Source organism: Tunicatimonas pelagia (assembly GCF_030506325.1).
GTDB classification, from domain to species: Bacteria; Bacteroidota; Bacteroidia; order Cytophagales; family Cyclobacteriaceae; genus Tunicatimonas; species Tunicatimonas pelagia.
Map to the genome: position 1 here is coordinate 6,312,321 of NZ_CP120683.1, position 23,728 is coordinate 6,336,048.

Below are 23,728 nucleotides of genomic sequence, written 5' to 3' on the forward strand. Positions count from 1 at the left end.
AAAGCCCCTGATCGAATCAGGAGCCTTTCTTTAGGAAAAAAATAGTACTTATTGTTCTACTTCTTCGCCTTGATCATTGTATACAACACTCTCTTCTTTTGTACCATCTGATACCGTAATCTGGTATTGAGTGGTACCTTCGTTAGAAACCATCTGTCTTACCGAAGTTACATCCCACATGGCGTAGTCAGACCCTTCAAATGAGGTTTTAACCATGTCGGGAAGTTGATCAAATTCAATTTCTACTGCTTCGGCAGAGGCAGTGATTGTTTCTTCCGGTTGGGTTTGCTCTTCCACCTGAGCGAAAGTTGAAAGGCTGAACATGAAAGCAGCCGCAAACATTGCAAAAAATAATTTCTTCATTTTGGTAAAAATTTAAGGTTGATAATTACTCACACCTACTAGAAACTTTGTGCCAAAACGAAAATGATCCCCTGGGTAGCGGTTAAATAAGCTTATTAATGGGTTTACTCATAATTAGAGAATAAAGTATTAGCGAAAAAGTACGCTAACTGAGGAAGTTATCCCCAGTTTGAGACGTAAATCAGTAGCTTTCTGCTTGGTTGGGGAAGTCCGTCGCTTTTACATCAGCAATGTAGTTTTTAACCGCCTGGTCAACCACTGATTCTAAATCAGCGTAACGACGTAAAAAGCGAGGATTGAAATCTTTGGTAACCCCCAACATATCGTGCATCACTAAAACTTGTCCGTCAGTACCGGCTCCGGCCCCAATGCCGATTGTCGGTACTGATAACTGCTTAGTGATTTTTGCGGCTAAGTCGGCCGGAATTTTCTCGAACAATACCCCAAAGCAGCCGCATTCTTGCAGTAGTAGGGCATCTTGCGTCAGTTTATCAGCTTCTTCCTGTTCTTTTGCCCGCACAGAGTATGTTCCGAACTTATAGATTGACTGGGGGGTAAGCCCAAGATGCCCCATTACCGGAACACCCGCACTAATAATTCTTTTAACCGATTCTTGAATTTCTTCCCCACCTTCTACTTTTACCCCGTGTGCTCCTGATTCTTTCATAATACGGATAGCGGAGCGAAGTGCTTCCGAAGAATTACCCTGATAATATCCGAAGGGAATGTCTACCAGCACAAAGGCTCGCTTCACAGCTCGTACTACCGAGCTAGCGTGATAAATCATCTGATCTAAGGTAATGGGTAAAGTGGTTTCGTGTCCTGCCATTACGTTTGATGCAGAATCTCCAACCAAAATAATATCAATGCCAGCCCCGTCAATTAAGGTTGCCATTGAGTAATCATACGCCGTAAGCATGGCTATTTTCTCTCCCCGATTCTTCATGGCTGAAAGCTGATGCGTAGTAATCCGCTTAATATTAGCTGATGAATTAGATTGAGTAGACATAAACAATAGGGGTTAAATTGAAGTAAATACAGTATGATGTCTTAATTTTTTTAGCCAATCGACGCATTAAGCAGGAGAATAGTCCCCAGAATAAGCAAGACATGCTGATGTAATATTTGAGAAATGTCAGCTAATTACCAAAGTGTAGAGCAATTATTGATAACCCAAATTGCAAAAAACGTAGGATTTTAGCCATAATTAAACCACTTACAGCGAAATAGAGGCATCAATTGGGTAAAAGATATTTTTCATATTTAGGTAACATATTCGACATTAGTCCGAATTATTACAAATTTCTACCGTTATTGACACGAATCAAATACCGTAGAAGGATTCACATAAAGTGATAGTTTTTTGTATATATTTTATATAATATTGCATTATATAAATTAAAAAGCAGGAGTATGGTTCGTTATCCTGAATTACTAAAAGTGCCTGAGATTGCAGAGCGTTTCTATAAGGAGTTTAGAGATGTGTTGCCTCAAGAGAAATTTTTCACTGATTTTTGCTTTGTGGATCACTGTGATGGTTTTCAATGGGCTTTTTACAAGCATTTATTGAATGACCAAAGTAGTCTGTTTAAGGTGAACTCTCAGGTTCGTTCTTATTTTCTTGATAATAGCGGTTACGTAAAGCGTTTGGCATTGTACGCCATTTTTGTGAAAGAGTGCATGGAAGAAACTGGCGAAATGCTATTAGAGCAAGAATATTATGAACTGATGCCCAAATTTGAGGCTTCTCAAAGCAAAATACTAGACCTCGTAAATATGCTAATGGGCGATGCTCTTTAGTTTGACGGCAAATAGCCGTGTTTTTTCATTAAAGACTTTACCTCATTAAGTGGTAACGCTTTTATTACATGGTTTTGTTGTCCGTACATAGTTTCGGCCAGGAATATTGAGTTTAAGATTGCTTCTTCGGTAGCTTCTATCGCCGCCCAGAATAGCGGGGTCATATTTTCATTTTTCACTACTTCATTTTTTTCTACCAGCACATCCGATGGTACAATACGGCTTGCGGTAGAGAACGCGATAACATAATCGCCGCTGCCATTAGAAGCAACCCCTCCGGTACGGGCTAAGCCAAAAACTGCCCGTTTGGCTAGTCGTTTCAGATTACGGGCTGATAGCGGCGCATCGGTAGCCACCACAATCATGCACGAACCATCCGATTTTTGCTGAAACTGCTCTTTCCAGTAGGGGTTTAGTGTGGCACCAACCGGAACACCTTTAATCATAAAGTCACCACCAAAATTAGTCTGCACCAAAACCCCCACGGTGTATCCCCCAAATTTGTCAGGTAGCTGACGAGAGGAGGTACCAATGCCGCCTTTAAATCCAAAGCAAACTGTTCCAGTGCCGGCTCCTACATTTCCTTGAATAACACTGTCTGAGGTTGCTTGGCTAATAGCATCCAATACATCTTTTTCTGTGACATGTCTACCTCGAATATCGTTGAGAAAGCCATCGTTCGTTTCACCCACCACTGCATTGACCGATCGCACTTCAGAATTTTCGGGTTGCTGTAAGGTGTAAGTAGTCAGCGCTTGCACGGCGGTAGCTACACTTAGCGTATTGGTTAGAACAATCGGGGTTTCTAAGTTGCCTAGTTCTTCTACTTGAGTGGCACCCGTCAGCTTTCCGAAGCCGTTGCCTACGTAAATAGCTGCGGATACTTTTTCCTGAAACAGATTGCCGTTGTGAGGTAAAATGGCGGTAACCCCTGTGCGAAGGCTATCGCCCGCAACAAGTGTGGTATGCCCCACTGCAACTCCGGCTACGTCGATAATAGCATTTTTGGGTCCGGTAGGTACTACGCCAATCTCAAGTCCCATCTCTCGCACCGAGATCCGCTGGGCAGCGAGGTAATGGATCGTAAGAAAGAAAAGAAGAATGAGGGAAGATAATCGGAGCAAAACTACAGGTTATTACGCCCAATCCGTTTCATCATCATGGAGTAGTCAATGAAATAAAGTACCCTTACAGACACACTGTTGCTCTGAGGAGATGCGAAGGTATTCTCTAAGTTTGTGATGTAGTCATTTTGCAGCACATCTTCGTCGCGTACAATATTATTCTTCCAAACTACGCTAATCTCACTGGCAGGAGCAAAAGCATAGGTATATACCATGTCAATGTTGAAGGTATTGTAATTACGATTCTCATTACCATCGTAATCGCTATCGAGCAATTCGCCTTGGTCGCCTAAGGTGTAGAATTCCTGATAGTCTGCCTCCGACCAGTAGTGTCGCATTCGGAAGGAAAGATCCATCCGATTATTGAAGGTGTACTTAGTTCGGAAAATATTGCTAATGGTATTAATATCTCGTCGCCCGAAGGTTATTAGATGAGCATCATCAATCTTTTCCTTTTCAGCAAAGCCAATATCATTAGCCCTAGCCTGATAAACTAAACTACTGGAGAAGGTAAGCTTATTATTTACCCGAAAACGAGGGTCAAAGCTCAGATATAATCCTTCTTGATCTTCAAAATCAAAATCGGTGTAGCCCACGTACCCTCCGAGTGATAGCTGATTGCGATTATCGGTACGCATAGACACTCCGAAATTATGGTAAGCGGGTTCAACCACATATCGACCCTCTACCCGAGGTTCAAAGTAATCGTAACGATGCACCGGAGCCGATTCGTAGCGCAGGCTCATGGATAGAAAATTACGAAACGTACCCCGCGCTGAAGCAGACACGTTGAACTGGGTGAATACCGAAGGGGCATACAAGCGTTGGTAGCGAAAGTCTAAATCCGTAGAGAGGTTTAATAACTTCCAAAAAGGCTTGTAGATGTTGTACCCGACATTAGCCGAAGTTCGTACCTCATTATTGGCTCGTAAGAAACCCATATCGTTGGGGTCGTACGTATCGCTTTCAATATAATTGGTAAATGAAGCTCGGAAGTTACCTCCCACTTTGGCTAAAGTGGCCGATGACATAAAGCCGTACTCATTACCATCGGCTAAACCGTATTTTTGAGATACTGCCCCCCGGCCAGATATTGCGTACTGATTGCCCTGATTGGCTAAGCGAAAAGTAGTCCCAGTTAGGTTCGCATCGTAGTGATGCCCCTGGCGAAGCACATTGGTGTTAACCAAACTAACGTAGGAATTATTAGGTAAACTCTGGTCGAAGGCCAGTACATTGTAATTTGTAAAAGGATCGGTAAGTACTTCGCGTACTTCGCCCGTTTCAGTGTCTTGTACTCGGGCAAAGGTGCTACTCGTCATGGCATTAAACACTCCCATTCCGAAGCCTTTGGTGGTTCGTCCCGATAATTTGGTAGCATTGATCAGGCCACTCTCTTGTGGGTTAGATAAAATTTCCTCGGTATCGGAAAGCTGATCGTCTACGTCGCCGTACAGTAGCGGTCTCCCACCCACCCGGCGGGAGTAAAAGAAATCGCCTTTGTTAAATAGATCGGTACCTTCCTTAAAGAATTGGCGATTTTCATCAAACTGAACCTCAAAAGGGGTGAGGTTTAGCACCTGATTATCGGAAACTACCTGACCAAAATCGGGTACGAGGATCATATCCAGCGTGAATGCATCGTTAATTCCGTAACGAATGTCCATTCCGCCGTTAAACTGTGAACTGGTGGAAGCGGGATTTTCGAGGTCGCCGGAATACGTATCATGATAAGCCGAAACGTAGGGGGATATAGAAAGGCGAACGGGAGATTTTACGTTGATAACGCCCGCCATACGACCGAACTGATTGACAAATCCATTAACTTGGGGATCAATTTCATTCCAGTAATTGCTTTCATTGTTTCGCCGTACTGCGCGACGAAAGTTAACGCCCCACTCTTGAACGGGGGTTTTAGGAAATCGAAGAGCCGAGAAGGGTACCTCCATTTCTACGTACCAATTGGAACCATCTATGGTAACTTCGCTAATCCAGGCAGCATTCCAGCTTTCATCCCGGCCCATGGCGGTCCACCGGCGGTCAATCTGCACTCCAGCGGCCGAAATCGAAAATTCAAAGGCGTTAATATCGTCATCGTACGTATCAAAATATACACTGAAAACATCGGAAAAACCAAAGTCATCCCGCTTCGTGAACTCCCGCATAATGCTGTCTGCTGATACGTCGTATAGGTAAGCACCTATGTAGATTGAATGATTGTCGTACAGTACTTTTACTTCCGTAGGTACCGAAGGCTCACCGCCTGGGTTAGGACTTCGCTGCACAAAGTTCATGGCCGAGCAGCGGGTCTTCAGCCAAATTTCTTCATCCAGTATTCCATCAATTTTGGGAGGGGCAGTAATGCGGGTAGCGAAAAGATTCTTTTGAGGAGTATCGGCTGATAAAGCAAAAGGAAGTGTTAGTAAATAAATAGAAAGAAAAGCAAGCAAAAATTTGAGCGACATTCGTGTTAGAGCGATAGTATAAATGAAAACCTTGTCAATAAGCAAAAATATAATTAAAGGGGGATGTTTTTTGCATTCCAGCTCCCAGCGTAACTTCGAATGTAAAAAAGTTAATATTTCTTCGCTTTAGCAAGACAATCAAATCACTAATATTACACTCGCTATTTTGAAAAAAGGTTTAAGAAAAATTAATTTTCTTGCAATCTTCTCAAGATATTACGGTGAAGGTAGCTAATTTTGTAACGCTATGAAAGGTAGATTTGGTGTTTTTTTGTTTTTGTCAGCTATCTCACATTGGGTCTGTTGTCAAAATATTCAAGTTTTGAACAAAAAGTTACAACCGATTGCAGGCGTAATGGTTGTAGGGAGTGATCGAACCGTATTTTCCCAGACGGATGAGGCAGGAAATGTCACGTTGGAAATGTTTTCAAATAGTGATACCATCTACTTTCAGCACCCGGCTTATCGCCCCGATAAAACTACATCGGAGAAGTTGGCATCTCGTAACTGGAAAATGGTTCTGGAAGAAAACGTAGTTCAGCTAGATGAAACGGTGGTATTGGTAAATCGCTGGGAACAGCAACCAGAAGAAATACCTCAACAAATTACATCAATTAGCCCGTCGGCTATTGCATTGCGTAACCCGGGAACTGCCGCCGATGCTTTGGAGCAAACCGGAGAAGTATTCGTGCAGCGTAGTCAATTGGGGGGAGGTAGTCCGATGATCCGGGGCTTCGCCGCCAACTCGGTGCTGATTGTAGTAGATGGAATCCGCATGAATAACGCTATTTTCCGTAGTGGTAACCTGCAAAACGTCATCAGCATCGACCCCAACTTGATTGGCGAAGCAGAAGTAGTCTTTGGGCCAAGTTCGGTGATTTACGGCAGTGATGCCCTGGGTGGGGTAATGGATTTTCATACGTTTAAGCCTTCCTACAGCCTTTCTGCCAACCTGGAGATAAAAGGGCAGAGCTTTATTCGTTACAGCAGTGCTGCCCACGAAAAAACGGGGAATATCCGGTTCGATCTGGCCGGAAAACGCTGGGCTTCGCTCACGAACTTTACGTACAGCAGCTTCGGCGATCTGAGAGCAGGAAACGGGCGTCCAGCGAGTTTTCCTGACTTTGGAAAACGCCCGCAGTACGTAGTGCAACGAAATGGGCAAGATACTTTGGTTCAGAATACTGATGTTAATCGTCAGGTCCCTTCAGGCTATCGCCAATGGAATATGATGCAAAAATTTCGTTATCGCCTTACTGACTATGCTGATCTCACCTACGGCTTTTTGTTTAGCACTACGTCGGATATTCCCCGCTACGATCGCTTAATAGAAGAAAGTGAGCGTGAATTGCCTCGGAATGCCGAATGGTACTACGGGCCGCAGCGCTGGATGATGAACTACCTGAAAGCAGATTTTTATAATGCTAACCGCTGGTATGATGCAGCAAAAATTACGATTGGGTACCAGCAGGTGCAGGAAAGCCGTAATGACCGTCGGTTTCAGCGTAATTTGCTACGAAGCCGAACGGAAGATGTCGGTATGTGGACTATCAATCTGGATGCTGATCGTCAGTGGAATGCCAAACATCAGTTGTTTTACGGCGGGGAGTACGTTTTTAATGATGTGCAATCATCGGCTTTTCAGCAGGATATTGAGAGCGGTGAGCAGGAACCTTCCAGTACGCGCTATCCTGATGGGGGTAGCCGTTACCAAAGCGCAGCCTTGTACTCCAGTTATCAGTGGAACCCCAATCCTAAGACAACGCTCTCTGCCGGCATACGCTACAGCTACGTTTGGTTGACTTCTGAATTTGCCGATACATCCTTTTTTAATTTTCCCTACAATCGGATTGATCTGGGAACCGGAGCATTGAGTGGTAGTTTGGGGCTAACCTACCGTCCGGATGAACGCTGGCAGTTTAGCACGGTAGCTTCCTCTGGTTTTCGAGCCCCAAATATTGACGATATTGGAAAAGTTTTTGATTCTGAACCGGGCAATGTTGTAGTACCTAATCCGAATTTATCGCCGGAATATTCTTACAATGCTGAGGTAGGGGGCACATTTCATTTTTCCGACCAATGGAAAATTAATGGGGTGCTCTATGGTTCGCTACTGCGGAATGCGATGGTACGACGTGATTTTACGTTCAGTGGTCAAGATAGCATACTCTACGACGGAGTGCTGAGCAATGTGCAGGCAATTACTAATACCGGGCAAGCGTATATTTGGGGCTATAGCTTACAGCTAGAAGGGGATTTATCGCCGTACTGGAAACTACGGGCTACCTTTTCGGATAATACCGGGCGGGATACCGAAGAAAACCAGCCACTACGGCACGTGACTCCTTGGTTTGGCCGCACTTCGGTAAGCTATAAGCGAAACAAGTGGCAGGGAGAGTTTTTTTTGCGTTACAACGGCTCGGTCGCTTTGGAAGATTTAGCCCCTTCGGAACAGAATAAGCCCCACCTGTATACCGAAGAAGGTTCACTCGCTTGGTTTACCCTCAATCTGATTAGTTCCTACGAAATTCTTCCGAAGCTACGCCTACAGTTAGGATTGGAAAATATTCTGGACAAACACTACCGCCCGTACGCATCCGGCATTAGTGCACCGGGTATCAATGCAATTGTGGCAGTCCGTGGGAGTTTTTGAAGGAATGAGTAATGATTGATGATGAATTAATAGTAACTGATGAGTAATAATTCTAGGGCGTGTTGACATATAATGGTAATCTTGGGATCTTTGATGTAAAAGAATATGCGTAGATACGAATTACGAGAGGATCAATGGCAGAATATTGCCCCTCTACTACCAGGTACAACCTTGGATCGGGGTAGAACGGCCGACAACCGTCTGTTTGTTCATGCGGTGCTTTGGATTGCCCGAAGTGGCGCACCGTGGCGGGATCTACCAGAGCGTTTTGGAAAATGGAATAGCGTGTATGTTCGCTTTAACCGATGGGCTGAAAAGGGTGTGTGGAAGCGAGTGTTTGAAGCATTGCAAGAGCCTGATTTAGAATGGATAATGACGGACAGTACGGTAGTGCGTGCCCACCAGCACTCAGCAGGGCAAAAAAAGTAACAAACAAGCCGAAGAAGCCATAGGTAAGAGTAAAGGGGGGAAAAGCACGAAAGTACACGCTAGCGTAGATGCATTAGGCAACCCCCGGCGACTCATCTTGACACCAGGGCAAGCAGCAGACGTATGCACTGGGCCTGATTTGATTGAAGGGGAGCATGTCGAGGCGGTGATCGCAGACAAGGCTTATGACAGCAACGATTTTCTAGCGTTAATTGCTCAAATGGGAGCTGAGGCGGTGATTCCGCCCAAAGCGAATCGGGTTGACCAGCGAGAATATGACGAAAATTTGTATGCTGACCGCAATAAAGTGGAACGCTTTTACAATAAAGCGAAACACTATCGGCGATTAGCTACGCGATATGAAAAGACAGCACGTAACTTTCTGGCCTTCTGGCACATAGCTAGTTGTGTCATCTTAACGTTATAATCATATGTCAACACGGCCTAGACCTTCGGTTAAAAAGTGGGGACTAATTAAACCTTATTCTGATAATTATTTACCCCCGAGGTTCGTGACGTAACGAACCTTTAAACAGATGTTTTTCGATGCGGGTAACGCGCTCATCCAACTGGCGCGTCTTTGTTACCTCTTCAGTAAGCACATCAAAATTATGTTTGATGCTTTCAAAGCTTTCTTTCACTACGGCGGTAAGCCCGCTAATATCCTGGCGCATATCGTTAATGTCTTTTCGCATTCCGACCTGGTCATCTACCGATTTTTCTAGTAGTTCACTTTGACGATCTTGCTTGACTAGCCTTTCAGAAAGTAATCGCTCAATGATTCGGTCTTCCATACCTCGTTCGTTTTTCGCCGTTTTTTTAGTTGCTACTGTAAACGTGGAAATCCTACATGTAAGTTAAAAAATCAAACTGGCTTATCGCTTCCCAATTTTCAGGCCAGCGTAATAGTTACGAGTGGCGGCGGGTTGGTAGTATCGTCGGCCGAAGGCGTTAATATCATTGCCTAAACTGTATTTTTGATTCAACAAATTATCTGCTCCGGTAAATAGTTCTAGCTGCCAACCACTGTTCAATTCTTTTCGGTAACCTAGTCTTCCTTGCACCAAATGATAGGCATCAGCAAATACGGTATTAGCATCATTGAGCGGAATCTCATCGGTAAAGTTGTAGGTAAGGTTAGCGTAAAAACCAGGGCGGGTTTGTAAACGTAGGGTAGTTACCCACACATTCGGAGCTACTCCCGTCAGGTCGTTACCCGAAAAGTCTTCACCCTCTTTTTGGTACTCGTTAAAAGCAAAATTATGATGTGTGTAAGCGGTTTGAACTTCCAACGAACTGATGGTTTGTTGGGGAGCTTGAATGGCAAACCAAGTGGCGGCCAGTTCAAATCCGGCTTGGTCAGTACTACCGGCGTTAGAGAATAAAACGGTAATCTCCTCTGATTGTCGTTGCACAATGGTTTCACTCAGTTGAAAGTAAAAGGCCGCTACATCAAACTGAAGTTTATTATTGAAGACGAGTCCTCGCAAGCCTAATTCATAGTTAACCCCTCGTTCGGGTTGCAGTTCCCGATTGATCGTGCCTTCGCTGGTGCGTACTTCTTCAATAGTGGGGGGAGAGAAGCCTAAGCTTACGCTGCCCCGAGCAGTTATCAGGTTCGTGATCTGTTTACTGATTCCAATATGAGGAACCCATACCGGGTCATACGATACGTTGGCTTGGTAGGAGCTATCCAAATCGTTATCTACCAGCCGGTAAATATCGTAGTTTAGGCGGTTATGACTTAATCCGGTAGTTACAAAAAAATCATTAGGCAGCGCGAAGTCGGCTTTGGCGAAAAAAATGGCTTGTTCGCTACGGAGCTCGTCATCAAACCGGAGCGCCCCCGCTACTCCCATATTATTCTCAAAGGTGCGGACTACGTTCATTGCTGACTGAAATTCGGCTCCTACTACATATCGGGCTTCTACCGAACCAAAACTATGATCGTAGTAAAAGCGGGTTCGGCCCCCACCACCCTGGCGACCGTCTCGTTCGTAATTGGTGTTGAATGAATTTTCAAAAGCACTGAAGTTGCCGTAAATGGTAGTCTGGTTTTTTAGGTTATCACCCCAGCGGTATTCGTTAGTTAGCCCAATCAATACATATTCATGCTCAGTTCTGGTGTTTGCCTCTTCGCTACCGGGTGCGAAGCGGTTTGCCTGACGGGCTTGCCGGGGGTTTTCAGCAAATTGTGCCGAATCCAATCCACCCGGAATCTCGTAAAACAGGTCAGAATATAAAAAGCTGGTAGAGACCGTGTGCTGATCGGATACATCAAACTCCCCACGTAACTCCAGCACATCGCGGTTCATGGCAGTTTGATTACGGTAGCCTTCGGCTTGCTGATGGGCGTACCGAACCGCCCAGCGATTTTGCTCATTGAATTGTTTGATTGAGGCAGTATAACGTTGCAGACCAAACGAACCCCAGGTTGCACCCACTTCCGCAATTGTTCCGTTTTGCTGGCGCGGTAAGCTACGGATGTTAACCACACCACCGGTACCCGCTCCGTAGATACTTCCCGCCGGACCTTTAATAACTTCTACTGACCCAAAGTTGCTGATATCCAGTAGGTTTAAGTCCGTACTGCCACTGGGGGCGGTAAAGGGAATATCGTTCCAATATACTTTTACATTTCGTACTCCGAAGGGTGCCCGCAGCGCACTTCCTCGGATAGCAATGCGGTAACTACCTGGTGAGCGCTGCTCCATTCGCACGCCCGGCAGTGTGTTCATGGCCGGAACCAGCGAAGTTTCATCGTACGCCCGAATCTCCTGAGAAGGTAGTACGGAAACTGCAATTGGAGTTTCTAACAATTTTTGCTCGGTATCGTAGCCAATTATGGTAATTTCATCCAGGGTTTCGGTTCGAACATAGGAAGAATCGCTGCCGACTTGCGCCAACGCGGAATAAGAAATCAAAAAAATAGCTGAAAAAAAGAGTAGGTGTTTGAACATAGTTTTGTTGTGCTAATTAGCGAAGGTAGGGAAGAAGACAATCTTTTTTAACTCCGAATAGTTATACAGTAAAGAATACTACACAAAAGTATCATTACCATGAAAAGTTTGGTCTACACCGCCATATTTTTATTCATCAGTGTTGCATGTTCACCGGCGTACTTGGGAGGAAGCACCCGCGACCGCACCCAACCCAACATTGTTCAACCGGACGACGAGGAAGAATACGAAGTGCTGATCTTTGATAATAATTTTGATCGCTGGATGCAAACGAACAGTCGTCCGGTAGGTTTTTACTCTCCGCAGTACTACGCGCAGAAGAATCGGCAGTACGTAGCTGCTTGGAACGAGAAGGTAGGACGGTTCGGCGGAAATTCACCCTTTCAGAATATAATTAACTACGATTATTCGGAGGATTACGGTATTGAGCTAAATTATCAACTGTTTTGGTATTTTAAGTACGTTGAGGATTTGCACGGGCGACGGTATAATTTCCCGGTTTAGCTACCGGCCATCCAGGAGATTTCTACTTGCTGCTTGCCCCATTCCCGGGCTTTTTGAATATCGGTGCCCATATAAATATCGATTCGCTTCTTCCAGCGCTTGTTCATCTTGTCTAGCACCCGATACGTTCCCGGTAGGCCCTTAATTTTCACTTTGGTATGCCGGTCTAAGCCATGCTCGTGAAGCAGGTCGCGAGAGACTGCAATAACCTTCATGCCGGGTTCAAGCTTATCGCCCCAAGCAGCCGTAGTAGGATCGCCCTTTTTGGTTTGGGCTTCTACTGAATTATAGGCAGTAGCAGTAACTTCTAGTGTTTCCCGATTTTGACAGGAAAAGATATTGAGGGCAAACAGCGTAATTAATAGGGTAGAGGTAGTGGTGTTTTTCATAGCGATATTGTCCTTAACAACTATGAAAACAACAGATTTGAGCAACATACTGTTCAATGGGTAATACTTGTTCCGGTGTGATCGGAAAGCAATATCTAAAATAACTCCTGCTGCTGACCGATGCTGAGCGGTTGAGGTGCCGACAGTCTCAATCCACATTCCTGATTTAGTTGTTGCACTAAGTAGGTGCTAAGGTCAACGCAAAGTGCTTCTTCGGGCTGATGCACAATGAAGTACATCTCTTGAAGACCGAGCTTCAGCCACTTTTTAATTCGCTGTACCCAGGTATCAATCCGTAGGTAATCAGTGTGATGTAGACGGTTACCGACAAAACGAACCATCACGCTAGAAGTCGTTAGTCGCATATGCACAACATCGCGCCGTCCGGCAGTATCGGTAATCACCGTACTTACATTCATTTCTTCCAGCAGTTGAAACGCCCGGTCGCGAAGGCGCGGTTGACTAAACCAATCAGGATGGCGAAACTCTATCGCCAGCGGAATATCCTGAGGCCACTGTTCTAGGTAATTGAATAATAACTTTCCCTTTTGCGGATGAAACGTAGGCGGTAGTTGCATAAAAGGCATCCCTAGCTGGTTGCCAAAGGCGCGTAACGCTGGGGCTAGTTGTTCAGTGGCGTAAATACCCTGACCGAAATCTGTCTGGTGGCTAATTGATTGGGGTAGTTTAGGACAGAAGGTAAATGATTCTTCGGCTTTCTGTTTCCACTGAGTAACTTGATTCACGCTAGGAAGTTGATAGTGCGTGCTATTTAGTTCAATGGTAGAAAAGTGGCGGGAATAATGCGTAAGATAATCTTTAGCAGGAGTTTTGGGCGGATAAATCTTTCCAATCAGATCACGCTCTCCCCAACGAGCCGAGCCAACGAACACTCGCGGATTGGCAGAGCCACCGTGGTTTTCAAGAACTGGTTGCGTAGCCGGATGGTCAGGAGGAAGGGTAAAGTTAACTTTTGATATATCAGCGAGCTTTCCAAATTTCATACAAATCAATACGGTAACTGACGTCACCCCGTTGTTATTACGTTATTTGCGTTGGCAGTTTTACAATCATTTCTAACTTGCATCATTTCTCGCAAACATGCAACGATTTATCCTTTTACTGGGAATAACAATTGCCACACTGAGTGCTCAGCATTTGTATGCGCAGGTGGGCGGGCAACGGGTATTTGAGTTTCTAGAGATCAGCTCTACTGCTCAGATAACCGCGCTGGGTCGTCAGCAAGTAGCTTTGGGGTACGATTCTAGCCGGGTGCAGGAAGTTACTCAGTTCATGTTCAATCCAGCACTCAATCAGCCGGGGCTTCATCAGCAAGTCTCTATTCACTACACTCCCTACTATGCTGACATTGCCCAAGTGTCTTTAGGTTATTCTCATCATCGGGAAGCGGTCGGTACATTTGGCGTAGCCCTTCAGTACTTGAATTACGGCTCATTGGAAAGTTTTGATGCAACTGGCTTGCCTGCGGGAGATTTCTCAGCCCAAGATTTTGCGGTTGTGCTGAACTACAGCCACGAGATGCGCCCGTTTCGGTTGGGGGGGAATTTGAAGTGGGTAAACAGTCAAATCTCAGGCTATGCGGCTACCGGATTGTTGGCTGATGTTTCGGGCGTGTTTCGGCATCCTACCCAAGATTTAACGGTGGCGTTGGTGTTCAGCAATTTTGGCATTCTGCTACGGGATGAACTTTCGGCGGGCATTCGGGAATTGCCCAGCGATGTGAAGATTGGCGTTTCGGTAAAACCTCAGTTTATGCCCTTTCGTTTTCACTTTACGGCTTATCGTCTCATTAATGGCTACGACTACCGGGAAGAAGATGGGGAAGAACTAGGCATAGGCGGGCAAATACTTCGTCATTTATCATTTGGTTCAGAACTGTTATTAACCCCTAATTTTCAGCTACGGGTGGGCTATAACCATTTAACCCGAAGCACGTTACAATTACCACAAACGGCGGGTGGGGCCGGACTTACTTTCGGACTCATGTTTAGAACGAACACCTTTCGGGTCGATTACAGCCGGGCTACACTGCACGCGGCTGGTGCCTTTAATCAAGTTGGACTGTCGCTGAACTTAGATCAAATATTTCTCAAGAAGCTTTAGCATAAAATCTACTTTCTATCCGTCTTAAACTATAATTGCGATAGTGCAGTTATCAAATCCTACTGAATTTAATAATCAAGACAAAATACTATGTTAGAAGATAAGCAGTATTTGACCCCTCGCCAGATTGTTGCTGAGTTAGATAAATATATTATTGGGCAAAACGATGCCAAGAAGAATGTAGCCATTGCCCTACGAAACCGCTGGCGCCGAATGCACGTGCCTACCGAGATACAAAACGAAATCATTCCCAACAATATCTTAATGATTGGGGCTACCGGGGTGGGGAAAACTGAGATTGCCCGTCGGCTAGCTAATCTCGCTGATGCCCCATTTACCAAAGTAGAAGCCTCTAAATTTACCGAGGTAGGTTACGTAGGTCGTGATGTAGAAAGCATGGTGCGCGACTTGGTAGAGCAGTCGGTTAACTTGGTGAAGGAGCGTAAGCAAGAAGAAGTAAAGGAAAAAGCGGCTGATATAGTAGAAGAAATTATTCTGGATGCATTGATTCCGCCGATTAAGAGCACACCTGCGCGAAGCCAGTCTTCTACCGTCGGGTTTGAAACCAACAGCGAGCCTACTACCGATGAAGAACTAAATCAGCGGACGCGCGAACGCTTTCGGGAGAAGATTAGGAACGGAGAGATTGATGATCGTAAGATAGATATTAATGTGAAGCAGCCTAGCAATCCGGGGATTGGTATGATTGGTGGAGGAATGGTAGACGAAAGCTCGATGATGAACTTGCAGGAGATGATCGGCAATATGATGCCGAAGAAAAACAAAAAGCGCAAAGTAAGTATCGGCGATGCCAAACGAATTTTGCTGGAAGAAGAAGCGGCCAAGCTGATTGATATGGACGAAGTAAAGGAGGAAGCCATTAAGAAAGCCGAAAACACCGGAATCATCTTTATTGATGAGATTGATAAAGTAGCCACGGGTTCTGACCGTAAGGGTGGCCCGGATGTAAGTAGGGAAGGGGTGCAGCGTGACCTGCTGCCAATTGTGGAAGGAAGTGCGGTGAATACCAAGTACGGAATCATTCACACCGATCATATTTTGTTTGTAGCGGCCGGAGCCTTCCATGTTTCTAAACCCTCCGACCTGATTCCCGAACTACAGGGTCGCTTCCCGATCCGGGTAGAGTTGAACGATCTGACGAACGAGGACTTTATACGTATTTTACAGGAACCCAAAAATGCGCTCACCAAGCAGTACCAAGCCTTGTTTGGTGCGGAAGAGGTAACGCTAGAATTTCAGGGGGACGCGCTGGAAGCATTAGCCGATATTGCTTTTCAGATTAACTCGGAGATTGAAAACATTGGGGCGCGTCGCCTACATACGGTGATGAGTCATCTTCTCAACGACTTTTTATTTGATGTGCCAGATAAAATCGGGGCAAATGCTCACTTAGTCATTACGAAAGAAATGGTAGAAGAAAGCCTGTCGGGGCTGGTACAGAATAAAGACCTGAGTCAATTTATTTTGTAGACGGAAGACGAACCTTAGTTTACTGTTGCAGATGAAGCGAATTTTGAAAGCAGCTTGGCGGACAACGCGCAGACTGATCTGGGCAATAGGAGTGGCGTATATGCTGGCGTTTCATAATGTATACTACGATGAGCAAAAGTATAAAGAAGACATTGTTATTGTAGTGGAGGAAGATACTGAAATACAAGACGCTGCCCCAGGAGAATAATTTTACGGAAACGTGAGAGCCAAATCTTGAGTCCGGACAGTTTTATCAACTACCCATTTTCAATTATCAACTATAACCTGTGAATTACTACTTCATTACCGGAACCAGCCGAGGAATTGGTCGAGCTTTAGCTGAGCGGGCTTTGCAGGAAGACAATACTCAAGTAATTGGGTTTTCCCGCCAGCAAAATATTCAGCACGATCGCTATACTCACCATTCAATAGATTTATCTGATATTGATAATCTTTCCGAGCAGATTGCTTCAATTTTTTTAGAGTTATCGGATGCTAAACAAATTGTGCTTATCAATAATGCCGGAACGCTGGGTGATGTAAAATACTTTGGCTCGATAGCTGATGCGAAGATTGAGCAGCTTTTTTCACTGAACATAACTGCCCCGGCTATTCTAATGAATCACTTCATTCGCCAGTACCGGGATGCGGCCGCCGAACGAGTTATTATCAATGTTTCTTCGGGGGTGTCTAAGTATGCGGTAGACGGCTGGTCGGGCTACTGCGCTTCTAAAGCAGCCCTGGATATGCTGACTGAAGTAGCCGCCTTGGAACTAGAAAAGCAAAACGTCCAAAACTTCCGAGTGTACTCTGTAGCCCCCGGCATTGTAGATACGCAGATGCAAACCGACATACGTGAAACCGATGAGCAAAACTTTAGTCGTCTGCAAAACTTCAAAAACTATAAAGCCGACGGAGCTTTAGACAACCCCCAGCAAACCGCTGAAAAATACTTTTACCTGATTAACCATCCTGAAAAATTCACCGAGGTACGACTGGATGTACGGGAGTTTTAAACCGTTTCTTAATCACCCAAATGGTTGTCAAAACTATACTTTAATCCATCGTACAATCCCCAACCGAAAGGATACGTTTCGTCTATTATTTCACGACATCTACTACTGTATTCTTCCTTTAACTTTTCTTCTTCGATTAGTTTGCAGGCTTCTTCAAACGAGCTTTCCAGTGAGTTGTAAAATGGTTCATCTATATCCCCGTAAGCTTTGGTGTATGCGATCATTATTTCCACGCGGTACAGCAGCAGCTCAATTACATCTTTCTTGAAGATTGATATTTTCTTGAAATCACCGACTACTCTTCGGCTGGCTTGGTTGCTGGCTCTACCAAAGCCTCTCTTTGGGAAATATTCCTTTTTGATCTTGGCTTTGAACTCATTCAGAACAGCGGTAGTATCCTGACTAAATTCAAGCTCGTAATATTTCTTCACCTCTTTGAATTTAGCGTAGAGCATCTTTACTTCTTTCTCCAGCTCTTTCTTATCTAACGCTTTTAGATATCTATTCAATTCGGTCTTCATTGGTTGTTTTACTTAGGTAACAACTCTTACTTATCGCGGTCTCGTATAAGCGCAGTAGCGGGCTTTAGGCAACTGCTTTTCGGTCGAAAAGATACTTAAATAAAAACAAAAATGGTTTGGGTTTGCACCTAAACCGCTATTGCGTTTATACATTGTTATGTGCAGGTTATGTTCCACCTATGTTTTTGAAAAACTCCCAACCAACCTGCGTAAGTTTCTTCGGATGTTTTAGTGCCACAAGATTTAATATTGATTTACCGAAGCTTTCATCAATTTCAAAAATATTTACCTTTACATTCAAATTATCAATTGCCGATTTAGGGATGACTGCACTTCCCAAACCAATTTCAACCAGTTTCACAATCGAATGTAGGTGATTTGCCCTATGCTGAATTTTCGGTTGGATATTGAGCCTTTCGAACAAAAGGGCAATGTCTGAATACAATTCTTGTCCTTGCGGTCTCTCAAAGCTTACAAAATTTGGCTCTTTGCCTATTATTTTATCTATCTCTTCAATCTTGGTTATTTTCGTTCTGATTGGGGTTAGCAAAGCATATCTTTCTGAAAAGATAGATTTTTTAACCAGTCTGTTGTCATGGATTGAGCCTCTGATTATACCTAAATCAATTGAGCCAGAAAGTACTTGACTTATTGTTTGAGCAGAAGTCTGCTCATATAGCTTTAAATTCACGTTAGGATAGGCTTTTACTAAGTTCTGTAAAGTTGCAGGCAAAATGGACTGCATTGAAGAACCAACATAAGAGATTTTCAATAATCCCACTTTTCCTTTTGAAACAGCTTTTGAGTGTTCGATTCCATCATTGAATAGTTTTTCAGATCTAATAACATACTCATAAAGGACAGCACCTGCCTGTGTCAATTCCACCTTGCGATTGGTTCTTGTAAAAAGGTTAAAGCCCAAATCTTCCTCCAGTTTTTGAATGGCTCTGGTAAGTGGTGGCTGTGTTATACCAAGATATTGAGCTGTTTCGGTAAAATTTAGTTTCTGGGCAAGAGCCTTGAAATACGAGATTGCATTAGAATTTACCATACCTATATAGTATTGATTATAGTTTTTACAGGTATTAAAGGTATAGTAATTTTATTTCAAAATAATTTACTATGAAAGTATTCACTTTAATTTTTGCAATAATCGTCACAACTTTGACGCTTAACGCCCAAACATCAAAACGAGCTATTCTATTATATGTAGATGGATTTCATCCTGATGCAACCAAAAAGTATAAACTACCCAATATCCAAGAGTTAATAGATGGTGGCACCGAAGTTGAAGAAGGCGTGATGGCATTTCCCATACATCCCACCATCTGGCCTTATGGACAATACCACACGACTTCTTTTCCAAATATTTCGACTTTAGCCGGAACTTTGTTTCTTGATGAGAAACAGCACTTTTTTCCAGATGATTTGGCTGATACGGATAAAACTCTTCATTCGGCAGGAAGCAATTCTTACAGGTCATTAAATGTCGCTTTTGACTTTCATCTTACCGAATCTGGATTGAAAGATTCAGAATTGATTGATTTTTTTATTGTTACCTACAAGGAAGAAGGCGATTTACAGTTTTCAAGAATCCATTTGCAAGAACTTGGTGGTGCTGGTAGGGTTGAATCTGGGAAGAATTTAAGTAATGACCCTTGGGCGCAGAACATTTGGGCGGAAAATAGTCCATATTCCAAAAAACTTATAGAAACTGATAAACAGATTGGTCGACTCATTGACTTTTTAAGAGAGTCTGATTTGCTCGATTCAACGTTAATTGTGTTTATGGGTGATGGTCAAGCACCTACTGGTTGGCATACCTATATGGATGAAGAAGCATCGTTGACACCAATTGTTTTTTATGGCTCAAATATCAAAAATGGATATAAAGTAAAATATGCTGAAAATATTGATGTAATTCCAACTATAGCAAAAGCTATGAATGTAAAAATGAACTTTAGCAATGGTGGAACTGGAATGGTTTTAACTGAAATTTTTGAAGGAAATAATACTGTCCTTGAACATCCACAATGGGTCAAAAGGATAAACTCACAACTTAGAGAGTACACAGTTTTAAAGGCTAAAGCAGATATTCGTTCAGCGGAAGACCCAAAGATGAATATACTACTTATGGAATTGATGCACTCTAAATTATCTGAATACCAATTTTATAATTACGATAGGCTTTTGGAATGGAAATCAGCTACATCTTTAGAAACAATGTACAAAGCAAATGAAAATGTATTAGGGATATTAAAAGATGCCTTGGATGGAAATTACCGTTTCAGTAAAATTTAGTACGGGTGTTTGTTGAACTTGCACATAACTTCTGGATGCCTACATCAAGCTAGGTCAAATTTTGGGTGAAATATAATAGAATTGATTCCGATTATCATTTTATCGGAAAATGCTTCGGTGCTCGGTTTTCTTCGGTTAAACACTTAAAAACGCTTGCAGTCGCTTGTGCATAGATAATCCAATGAAACCCTTAATACGTTAGGGCAATGGCTGGGCCAAAATAGCCAGATAGGTTTCAATACCTCGAGTCAGATTACCTAAGCGCAGGTTTTCGTTAGGGCTGTGCTGATTGTTATCGGGATTAACGGTAGGCACAATCACCGCTGGAATGCCCAGCGTATTGACAAAGGGAGCAATAGGTACTGAACCGCCCGTAGTACGAATTTTAATTGGGTTTTCACCGAAGTGATGCGCTAGGGCTGCCGAGAGCCAATTTCCTACCTCACTATCTAGCTTGGTGCGAAAGGCCGGATAGGAAATTTGAGAGCGAAAGAACGCAATTTTGGGATACTTCATCCGCTCATCGTCAGTAGGTAAACTATCTACTAAATAGTAGCCCTGTTGCTCAACATGCTCTCTCACCAGACGGATCAAGCGTTCGGGGTCACTTTCCATCACTAGGCGAATATCGATCTCGGCAGTGGCTGTGCTAGGAACAATCGTTCGTACCCGCTGGGCTACCCAGCCCGAAGATAGTCCCCGAATATTGAGTGACGGATACTGCAAAGCTTCCTGATAGGTTGCGCCCACTTTATCAGTTTCAGCAATACCTAATTTTTGCTGAATCGCGGCTTCATCGTCGGGTACCTGCTGAAGTGTGCTTTTGGTGTCTGCACTAAGGTCAATTCCATCGTAAAAACCCGGAATAGTTACCCGGCCATCCTCGTTTTTCATAGATGCCAGCAGATGACTAAGCCGAAAGCCCGGATTGGGAGCGTAGTTTCCGTAGTGCCCACTGTGCTGCGGAACCCTTGGGCCGTAGACCGTCAGCGTGATAGTCGCAATGCCCCGGGCACCAAACTTCAACGTAGGTTGATTAGAAATATGGGGCGGGCCGTCGTAAATAATCAGCATATCGGCCGCCAGGACTTCTTGATGTACTTTTACTGCCGCCGGCAGATGAGGCGAACCTAATTCTTCTTCAAAATCAATAACTACCTTAATATTATAATTAGGAGTAAACCCTGCTTGCTGCATAGCATCTAGTGCCGCCAGAAACATAATGATCGGTCCCTTGGCATCCGATGCCGATCGGGCAAACACGCGCCAGTCTTCGTAATCAGCTTCGGGAGCTAGCTGTTGCCAATCCAGTTCCTGCCAGCTACCATCCTCGGTTTGGGCTTTGAGTACTGGGGTAAAAGGGTGGGGTTGATTCCAGCGGGTAGGATCTACGGGCTGCCCATCCGCTTGCAGATAGATTAAAACCGTTTTTCCCGAAGGGGCAAATTGGCGTTCAGCTAACAGCAGTGGAATTTCACCTTTGGTGGAAAGTCGTTGCGTTTGAAATTGGCGAGTTTGAAATGCACTATCCAGCCACGCAATATTGGGTTCAATATCCTTCGGGTAATGAGCATCGTTGGGAAGGCTAAGTAATGAGCGGAAATCACTCCAGGCAGTTGGGAGTTGCTGATGAGCGAGGGTCGTAATTTTGTCGGAAGATAACGTTTGAGCAAAAGTGCTAGCCTGTAGATACAAGCTAAGTAACAAGAGTGCGCTTATTTTCATTAATACTTCAGGTTAGTAAGAGCTGTTATTATCCGTATCTTTCTCGTCGTCATCTCCTTCAAAATCTCTGTCTACCGAGAAATCGCTACGCAACGTGCCATCGTCATCGTAATCATCATCGTCTTCGATAATCTGACGGGCTTCTAGTACCGTCATGCGGATGAGATAGTAAATTTCTTCGGTCTCAAACGGAAGTGCCGAAACCCTTTTTCCTTCCCGGTTAGTGAAGGTGATTAGGTTATCCTCAAAGCCATAGGGGTATTCTGCTTTCACCCGCTCGATAATTTCTTCCGGCAGGTGCTCGTAGTCTTTAACGATACGCTTCTTATCCATACGGCGACAAGTTTAGGTTGGAGTTTATTCTGATAAGCATTTTAAAAACACTAGATGAGAAAAACAACTAATTCTTTGCTTCTTATTGGTTATGTGGGCAGCTCAATAGCGAGTTGAAACCGCAATAGTGAGTGCTTTTTTTCTTGTCTATCTTTCGTAAATTGAACATATTAACTATAAACTGCTATTTTGACACGATCTACTAAATTTCTGAAACAGGTTGCTTATCATAGTCGCGAGCCTATGGTTGAGCTTAATCAACACGGAGTAATACAAAATGCCAATCGGGTGGCTGAGCAGCTATTCAAACTAGAAAAGTACGGAGCTAACTCTTTTTCCAGCTTAAAGTTACTAGGCTTAGAGGGCAAGCATTTCGATTGGGAGTATCTTATTAATAACCTATCGCTTTTGCCGAAGATTGTAACATACTCTCTCGGCTCAAATACCACCACTTATCTTTTCTCACTTTCAGCTGATACGGATGCTCACCAAAATGAACCGGCTTACTTTTTGGTGCTTAGTCCAATTGTGGGCAATGGTAATGAGGTAGAAACCTATCGCGTAGCGGAAGAGAAGTTTTATAAAGTGTTTCACTTGAGCCCCGATGCTATTAGCATTACTCGAGTTGCTGATGGGCTGTTTATCGATGTGAACGAAGGCTTTGTGCAACTTACGGGATACCAGCGAGAAGAGTTGATTGGTAATACTGTACTAAATATTGGTTTGTGGAACGTGCTGCCAGAGCGGGAAAAGCTAACCAATGATCTATTAAACAACGGAAAAAGCTTCATGGAAGCTAGCTACCGCATTAAAGGTGGAGAGTTAGCGGAAGGACAAATTAACGCTCGTATTATCACAATTAACGGGGAAGACTGCTTGATTAGTGTCGTACGTGACTTACGTCAGCAAAAAGCCGTTGAGCGAGTTCTTCGGGAGCGGGAAGAACAATTGAAAATAATCAATCGGGCAACAAACGATGCGGTTTGGGACTGGAATTTGACGAGTGATACGCTCACCTGGAATGGAGGAATGGAGCGCATCTTTGGGTACAAACCGGAGCAGATAGAACCGAAAATACAGTGGTGGGAGCAACATATTCATCCGGAAGATCAGCAACGGGTAATGAACCGTATCCGTTATTTTATTGAGAAAAAGCAAGAGCAATGGTTTGATAAGTACCGTTTCCTACGTAGCGATAACTCTTATGCGTATGTGTACGATAAGGGTAGTATTCTTCAAGATGAGAACCACCGAGTCATTCGCATGATAGGCGGGATGGTCGACATTACCGATCGGGTGTTGGCAGAAGAAAGCCTACTGATTCGGAACCAGCAAATTGCGGAATATTCTTTCTTTAACTCCCATAAGGTGCGAGCACCATTGAGTCGCTTACTGGGGCTTACTCACTTATTGCAGGAAGACCTTGTCTCTGATAATGAGCAACGAAGCATTATTGAAAAAGTCCGTCTGGCTGGGGAGGAGATCGACGAAATGATCAAAGAGATTGCGAAGATATTTTACTAAGCGCAA

The 23,728-nt window shown here is 44.0% G+C and carries 22 protein-coding genes; 10 read left to right on the top strand and 12 right to left on the bottom strand.

What is annotated here, in order from left to right:
* Window positions 1-48 precede the first annotated feature (48 nt).
* Both P0M28_RS26940 and panB read right to left on the bottom strand, forming a co-directional pair.
* A complete protein-coding gene (locus P0M28_RS26940; RefSeq protein ID WP_302206603.1) occupies window positions 49-363 on the bottom strand; it encodes a hypothetical protein in 315 nt (104 codons plus the stop codon).
* Window positions 364-544: 181 nt separating this feature from the next.
* Window positions 545-1,372 carry a 3-methyl-2-oxobutanoate hydroxymethyltransferase gene (gene panB, locus P0M28_RS26945; protein WP_302206604.1) on the bottom strand — a complete coding sequence of 276 codons (828 nt, stop codon included), beginning with the start codon at window positions 1,370-1,372 and terminating at the stop codon, window positions 545-547.
* A gap of 404 nt (window positions 1,373-1,776) precedes the next feature.
* Between panB and P0M28_RS26950 the strand changes: the two genes are divergently transcribed.
* Window positions 1,777-2,163: a hypothetical protein gene (locus tag P0M28_RS26950; RefSeq protein WP_302206605.1), complete on the top strand. Its 387-nt coding sequence runs from the start codon at window positions 1,777-1,779 to the stop codon at window positions 2,161-2,163.
* Here the strand turns inward: P0M28_RS26950 and P0M28_RS26955 are convergent.
* Window positions 2,160-3,287 (bottom strand): DmpA family aminopeptidase, encoded by a 1,128-nt coding sequence (locus P0M28_RS26955; protein ID WP_302206606.1) that lies wholly within the window; start codon window positions 3,285-3,287, stop codon window positions 2,160-2,162. The genes P0M28_RS26950 and P0M28_RS26955 overlap by 4 nt on opposite strands.
* Before the next feature lie 2 nt (window positions 3,288-3,289).
* A complete protein-coding gene (locus P0M28_RS26960) occupies window positions 3,290-5,752 on the bottom strand; it encodes a DUF5916 domain-containing protein (protein ID WP_302206607.1) in 2,463 nt (820 codons plus the stop codon).
* Between the two features lie 322 nt (window positions 5,753-6,074).
* Here P0M28_RS26960 and P0M28_RS26965 point away from each other — a divergent pair, with 322 nt between their 5' ends.
* Together P0M28_RS26965 and P0M28_RS26970 are read left to right on the top strand one after the other, a co-directional pair.
* Window positions 6,075-8,405: a TonB-dependent receptor plug domain-containing protein gene (locus P0M28_RS26965; protein ID WP_302206608.1), complete on the top strand. Its 2,331-nt coding sequence runs from the start codon at window positions 6,075-6,077 to the stop codon at window positions 8,403-8,405.
* A 105-nt stretch (window positions 8,406-8,510) separates the two neighbouring features.
* Window positions 8,511-9,261, top strand: a protein-coding gene (locus P0M28_RS26970; RefSeq protein ID WP_436841351.1) for an IS5 family transposase whose coding sequence is annotated in 2 segments (ribosomal slippage) — window positions 8,511-8,821 and window positions 8,820-9,261 — 753 coding nt in all. Because the reading frame shifts where the segments join, the coding sequence is not laid out codon by codon here.
* Window positions 9,262-9,331: 70 nt separating this feature from the next.
* Here the strand turns inward: P0M28_RS26970 and P0M28_RS26975 are convergent.
* Entirely contained in the window at window positions 9,332-9,628 is a 297-nt protein-coding gene (locus P0M28_RS26975; RefSeq protein ID WP_302206610.1) for a hypothetical protein, read from the bottom strand.
* Window positions 9,629-9,709: 81 nt separating this feature from the next.
* A complete protein-coding gene (locus P0M28_RS26980; RefSeq protein WP_302206611.1) occupies window positions 9,710-11,794 on the bottom strand; it encodes a TonB-dependent receptor family protein in 2,085 nt (694 codons plus the stop codon).
* 99 nt (window positions 11,795-11,893) lie between these two features.
* On the opposite strand from P0M28_RS26980, the gene P0M28_RS26985 reads away from it, so the two are divergent.
* Entirely contained in the window at window positions 11,894-12,298 is a 405-nt protein-coding gene (locus tag P0M28_RS26985; protein ID WP_302206612.1) for a DUF6146 family protein, read from the top strand.
* On the opposite strand, the gene P0M28_RS26990 is transcribed toward P0M28_RS26985, so the two are convergent.
* Window positions 12,295-12,846 (bottom strand): 3D domain-containing protein, encoded by a 552-nt coding sequence (locus P0M28_RS26990; protein ID WP_302206613.1) that lies wholly within the window; start codon window positions 12,844-12,846, stop codon window positions 12,295-12,297. The two genes, P0M28_RS26985 and P0M28_RS26990, sit on opposite strands and share 4 nt — an antisense overlap.
* Entirely contained in the window at window positions 12,783-13,691 is a 909-nt protein-coding gene (locus tag P0M28_RS26995; RefSeq protein ID WP_302206614.1) for a DUF72 domain-containing protein, read from the bottom strand. The genes P0M28_RS26990 and P0M28_RS26995 overlap by 64 nt, the downstream gene beginning before the upstream one ends.
* 97 nt (window positions 13,692-13,788) lie before the next feature.
* Between P0M28_RS26995 and porQ the strand changes: the two genes are divergently transcribed.
* From porQ to P0M28_RS27015, 4 genes are all read left to right on the top strand, one after another.
* The gene (gene porQ / locus P0M28_RS27000) at window positions 13,789-14,811 is read left to right on the top strand and encodes a type IX secretion system protein PorQ (protein WP_302206615.1); all 1,023 of its coding nucleotides are present in this window, start codon (window positions 13,789-13,791) and stop codon (window positions 14,809-14,811) included.
* Window positions 14,812-14,901: 90 nt separating this feature from the next.
* Window positions 14,902-16,302: an ATP-dependent protease ATPase subunit HslU gene (gene hslU / locus P0M28_RS27005; protein WP_302206616.1), complete on the top strand. Its 1,401-nt coding sequence runs from the start codon at window positions 14,902-14,904 to the stop codon at window positions 16,300-16,302.
* A gap of 31 nt (window positions 16,303-16,333) precedes the next feature.
* The gene (locus tag P0M28_RS27010) at window positions 16,334-16,510 is read left to right on the top strand and encodes a hypothetical protein (protein WP_302206617.1); all 177 of its coding nucleotides are present in this window, start codon (window positions 16,334-16,336) and stop codon (window positions 16,508-16,510) included.
* 79 nt (window positions 16,511-16,589) lie between these two features.
* Complete coding sequence (locus P0M28_RS27015; protein ID WP_302206618.1) at window positions 16,590-17,318, top strand: SDR family NAD(P)-dependent oxidoreductase; 729 nt, start codon at window positions 16,590-16,592, stop codon at window positions 17,316-17,318.
* A gap of 8 nt (window positions 17,319-17,326) precedes the next feature.
* Here P0M28_RS27015 and P0M28_RS27020 read toward each other — a convergent pair whose 3' ends face one another.
* Together P0M28_RS27020 and P0M28_RS27025 are read right to left on the bottom strand one after the other, a co-directional pair.
* On the bottom strand, window positions 17,327-17,839 hold the full coding sequence (locus tag P0M28_RS27020; RefSeq protein ID WP_302206619.1) for a DUF6155 family protein: 513 nt from the start codon (window positions 17,837-17,839) through the stop codon (window positions 17,327-17,329).
* A gap of 166 nt (window positions 17,840-18,005) precedes the next feature.
* A complete protein-coding gene (locus tag P0M28_RS27025) occupies window positions 18,006-18,890 on the bottom strand; it encodes a LysR family transcriptional regulator (protein ID WP_302206620.1) in 885 nt (294 codons plus the stop codon).
* Window positions 18,891-18,961: 71 nt separating this feature from the next.
* Between P0M28_RS27025 and P0M28_RS27030 the strand changes: the two genes are divergently transcribed.
* Window positions 18,962-20,140: a sulfatase-like hydrolase/transferase gene (locus P0M28_RS27030; protein ID WP_302206621.1), complete on the top strand. Its 1,179-nt coding sequence runs from the start codon at window positions 18,962-18,964 to the stop codon at window positions 20,138-20,140.
* Between the two features lie 198 nt (window positions 20,141-20,338).
* On the opposite strand, the gene P0M28_RS27035 is transcribed toward P0M28_RS27030, so the two are convergent.
* Both P0M28_RS27035 and P0M28_RS27040 read right to left on the bottom strand, forming a co-directional pair.
* On the bottom strand, window positions 20,339-21,865 hold the full coding sequence (locus tag P0M28_RS27035) for a M20/M25/M40 family metallo-hydrolase (protein ID WP_302206622.1): 1,527 nt from the start codon (window positions 21,863-21,865) through the stop codon (window positions 20,339-20,341).
* A gap of 12 nt (window positions 21,866-21,877) precedes the next feature.
* The gene (locus P0M28_RS27040; RefSeq protein ID WP_302206623.1) at window positions 21,878-22,198 is read right to left on the bottom strand and encodes a hypothetical protein; all 321 of its coding nucleotides are present in this window, start codon (window positions 22,196-22,198) and stop codon (window positions 21,878-21,880) included.
* A gap of 189 nt (window positions 22,199-22,387) precedes the next feature.
* On the opposite strand from P0M28_RS27040, the gene P0M28_RS27045 reads away from it, so the two are divergent.
* Complete coding sequence (locus tag P0M28_RS27045) at window positions 22,388-23,722, top strand: PAS domain S-box protein (RefSeq protein ID WP_302206624.1); 1,335 nt, start codon at window positions 22,388-22,390, stop codon at window positions 23,720-23,722.
* Window positions 23,723-23,728: the final 6 nt, after the last annotated feature.

Excerpts from the sequence above, each read along its gene's own strand:
- P0M28_RS27035 (WP_302206622.1), bottom strand. The coding sequence starts at position 21,865 with ATGAAAATAAGCGCACTCTTGTTACTTAGCTTGTATCTACAGGCTAGC.
- P0M28_RS26995 (WP_302206614.1), bottom strand. The coding sequence starts at position 13,691 with ATGAAATTTGGAAAGCTCGCTGATATATCAAAAGTTAACTTTACCCTT.
- P0M28_RS26950 (WP_302206605.1), top strand. The coding sequence starts at position 1,777 with ATGGTTCGTTATCCTGAATTACTAAAAGTGCCTGAGATTGCAGAGCGT.
- P0M28_RS26985 (WP_302206612.1), top strand. The coding sequence starts at position 11,894 with ATGAAAAGTTTGGTCTACACCGCCATATTTTTATTCATCAGTGTTGCA.
- P0M28_RS26990 (WP_302206613.1), bottom strand. The coding sequence starts at position 12,846 with ATGTGGATTGAGACTGTCGGCACCTCAACCGCTCAGCATCGGTCAGCA.
- P0M28_RS26940 (WP_302206603.1), bottom strand. The coding sequence starts at position 363 with ATGAAGAAATTATTTTTTGCAATGTTTGCGGCTGCTTTCATGTTCAGC.
- panB (WP_302206604.1), bottom strand. The coding sequence starts at position 1,372 with ATGTCTACTCAATCTAATTCATCAGCTAATATTAAGCGGATTACTACG.
- hslU (WP_302206616.1), top strand. The coding sequence starts at position 14,902 with ATGTTAGAAGATAAGCAGTATTTGACCCCTCGCCAGATTGTTGCTGAG.
- P0M28_RS26975 (WP_302206610.1), bottom strand. The coding sequence starts at position 9,628 with ATGGAAGACCGAATCATTGAGCGATTACTTTCTGAAAGGCTAGTCAAG.
- P0M28_RS26960 (WP_302206607.1), bottom strand. The coding sequence starts at position 5,752 with ATGTCGCTCAAATTTTTGCTTGCTTTTCTTTCTATTTATTTACTAACA.
- P0M28_RS27040 (WP_302206623.1), bottom strand. The coding sequence starts at position 22,198 with ATGGATAAGAAGCGTATCGTTAAAGACTACGAGCACCTGCCGGAAGAA.
- P0M28_RS27020 (WP_302206619.1), bottom strand. The coding sequence starts at position 17,839 with ATGAAGACCGAATTGAATAGATATCTAAAAGCGTTAGATAAGAAAGAG.
- P0M28_RS26980 (WP_302206611.1), bottom strand. The coding sequence starts at position 11,794 with ATGTTCAAACACCTACTCTTTTTTTCAGCTATTTTTTTGATTTCTTAT.
- P0M28_RS27025 (WP_302206620.1), bottom strand. The coding sequence starts at position 18,890 with ATGGTAAATTCTAATGCAATCTCGTATTTCAAGGCTCTTGCCCAGAAA.
- porQ (WP_302206615.1), top strand. The coding sequence starts at position 13,789 with ATGCAACGATTTATCCTTTTACTGGGAATAACAATTGCCACACTGAGT.
- P0M28_RS27010 (WP_302206617.1), top strand. The coding sequence starts at position 16,334 with ATGAAGCGAATTTTGAAAGCAGCTTGGCGGACAACGCGCAGACTGATC.
- P0M28_RS27030 (WP_302206621.1), top strand. The coding sequence starts at position 18,962 with ATGAAAGTATTCACTTTAATTTTTGCAATAATCGTCACAACTTTGACG.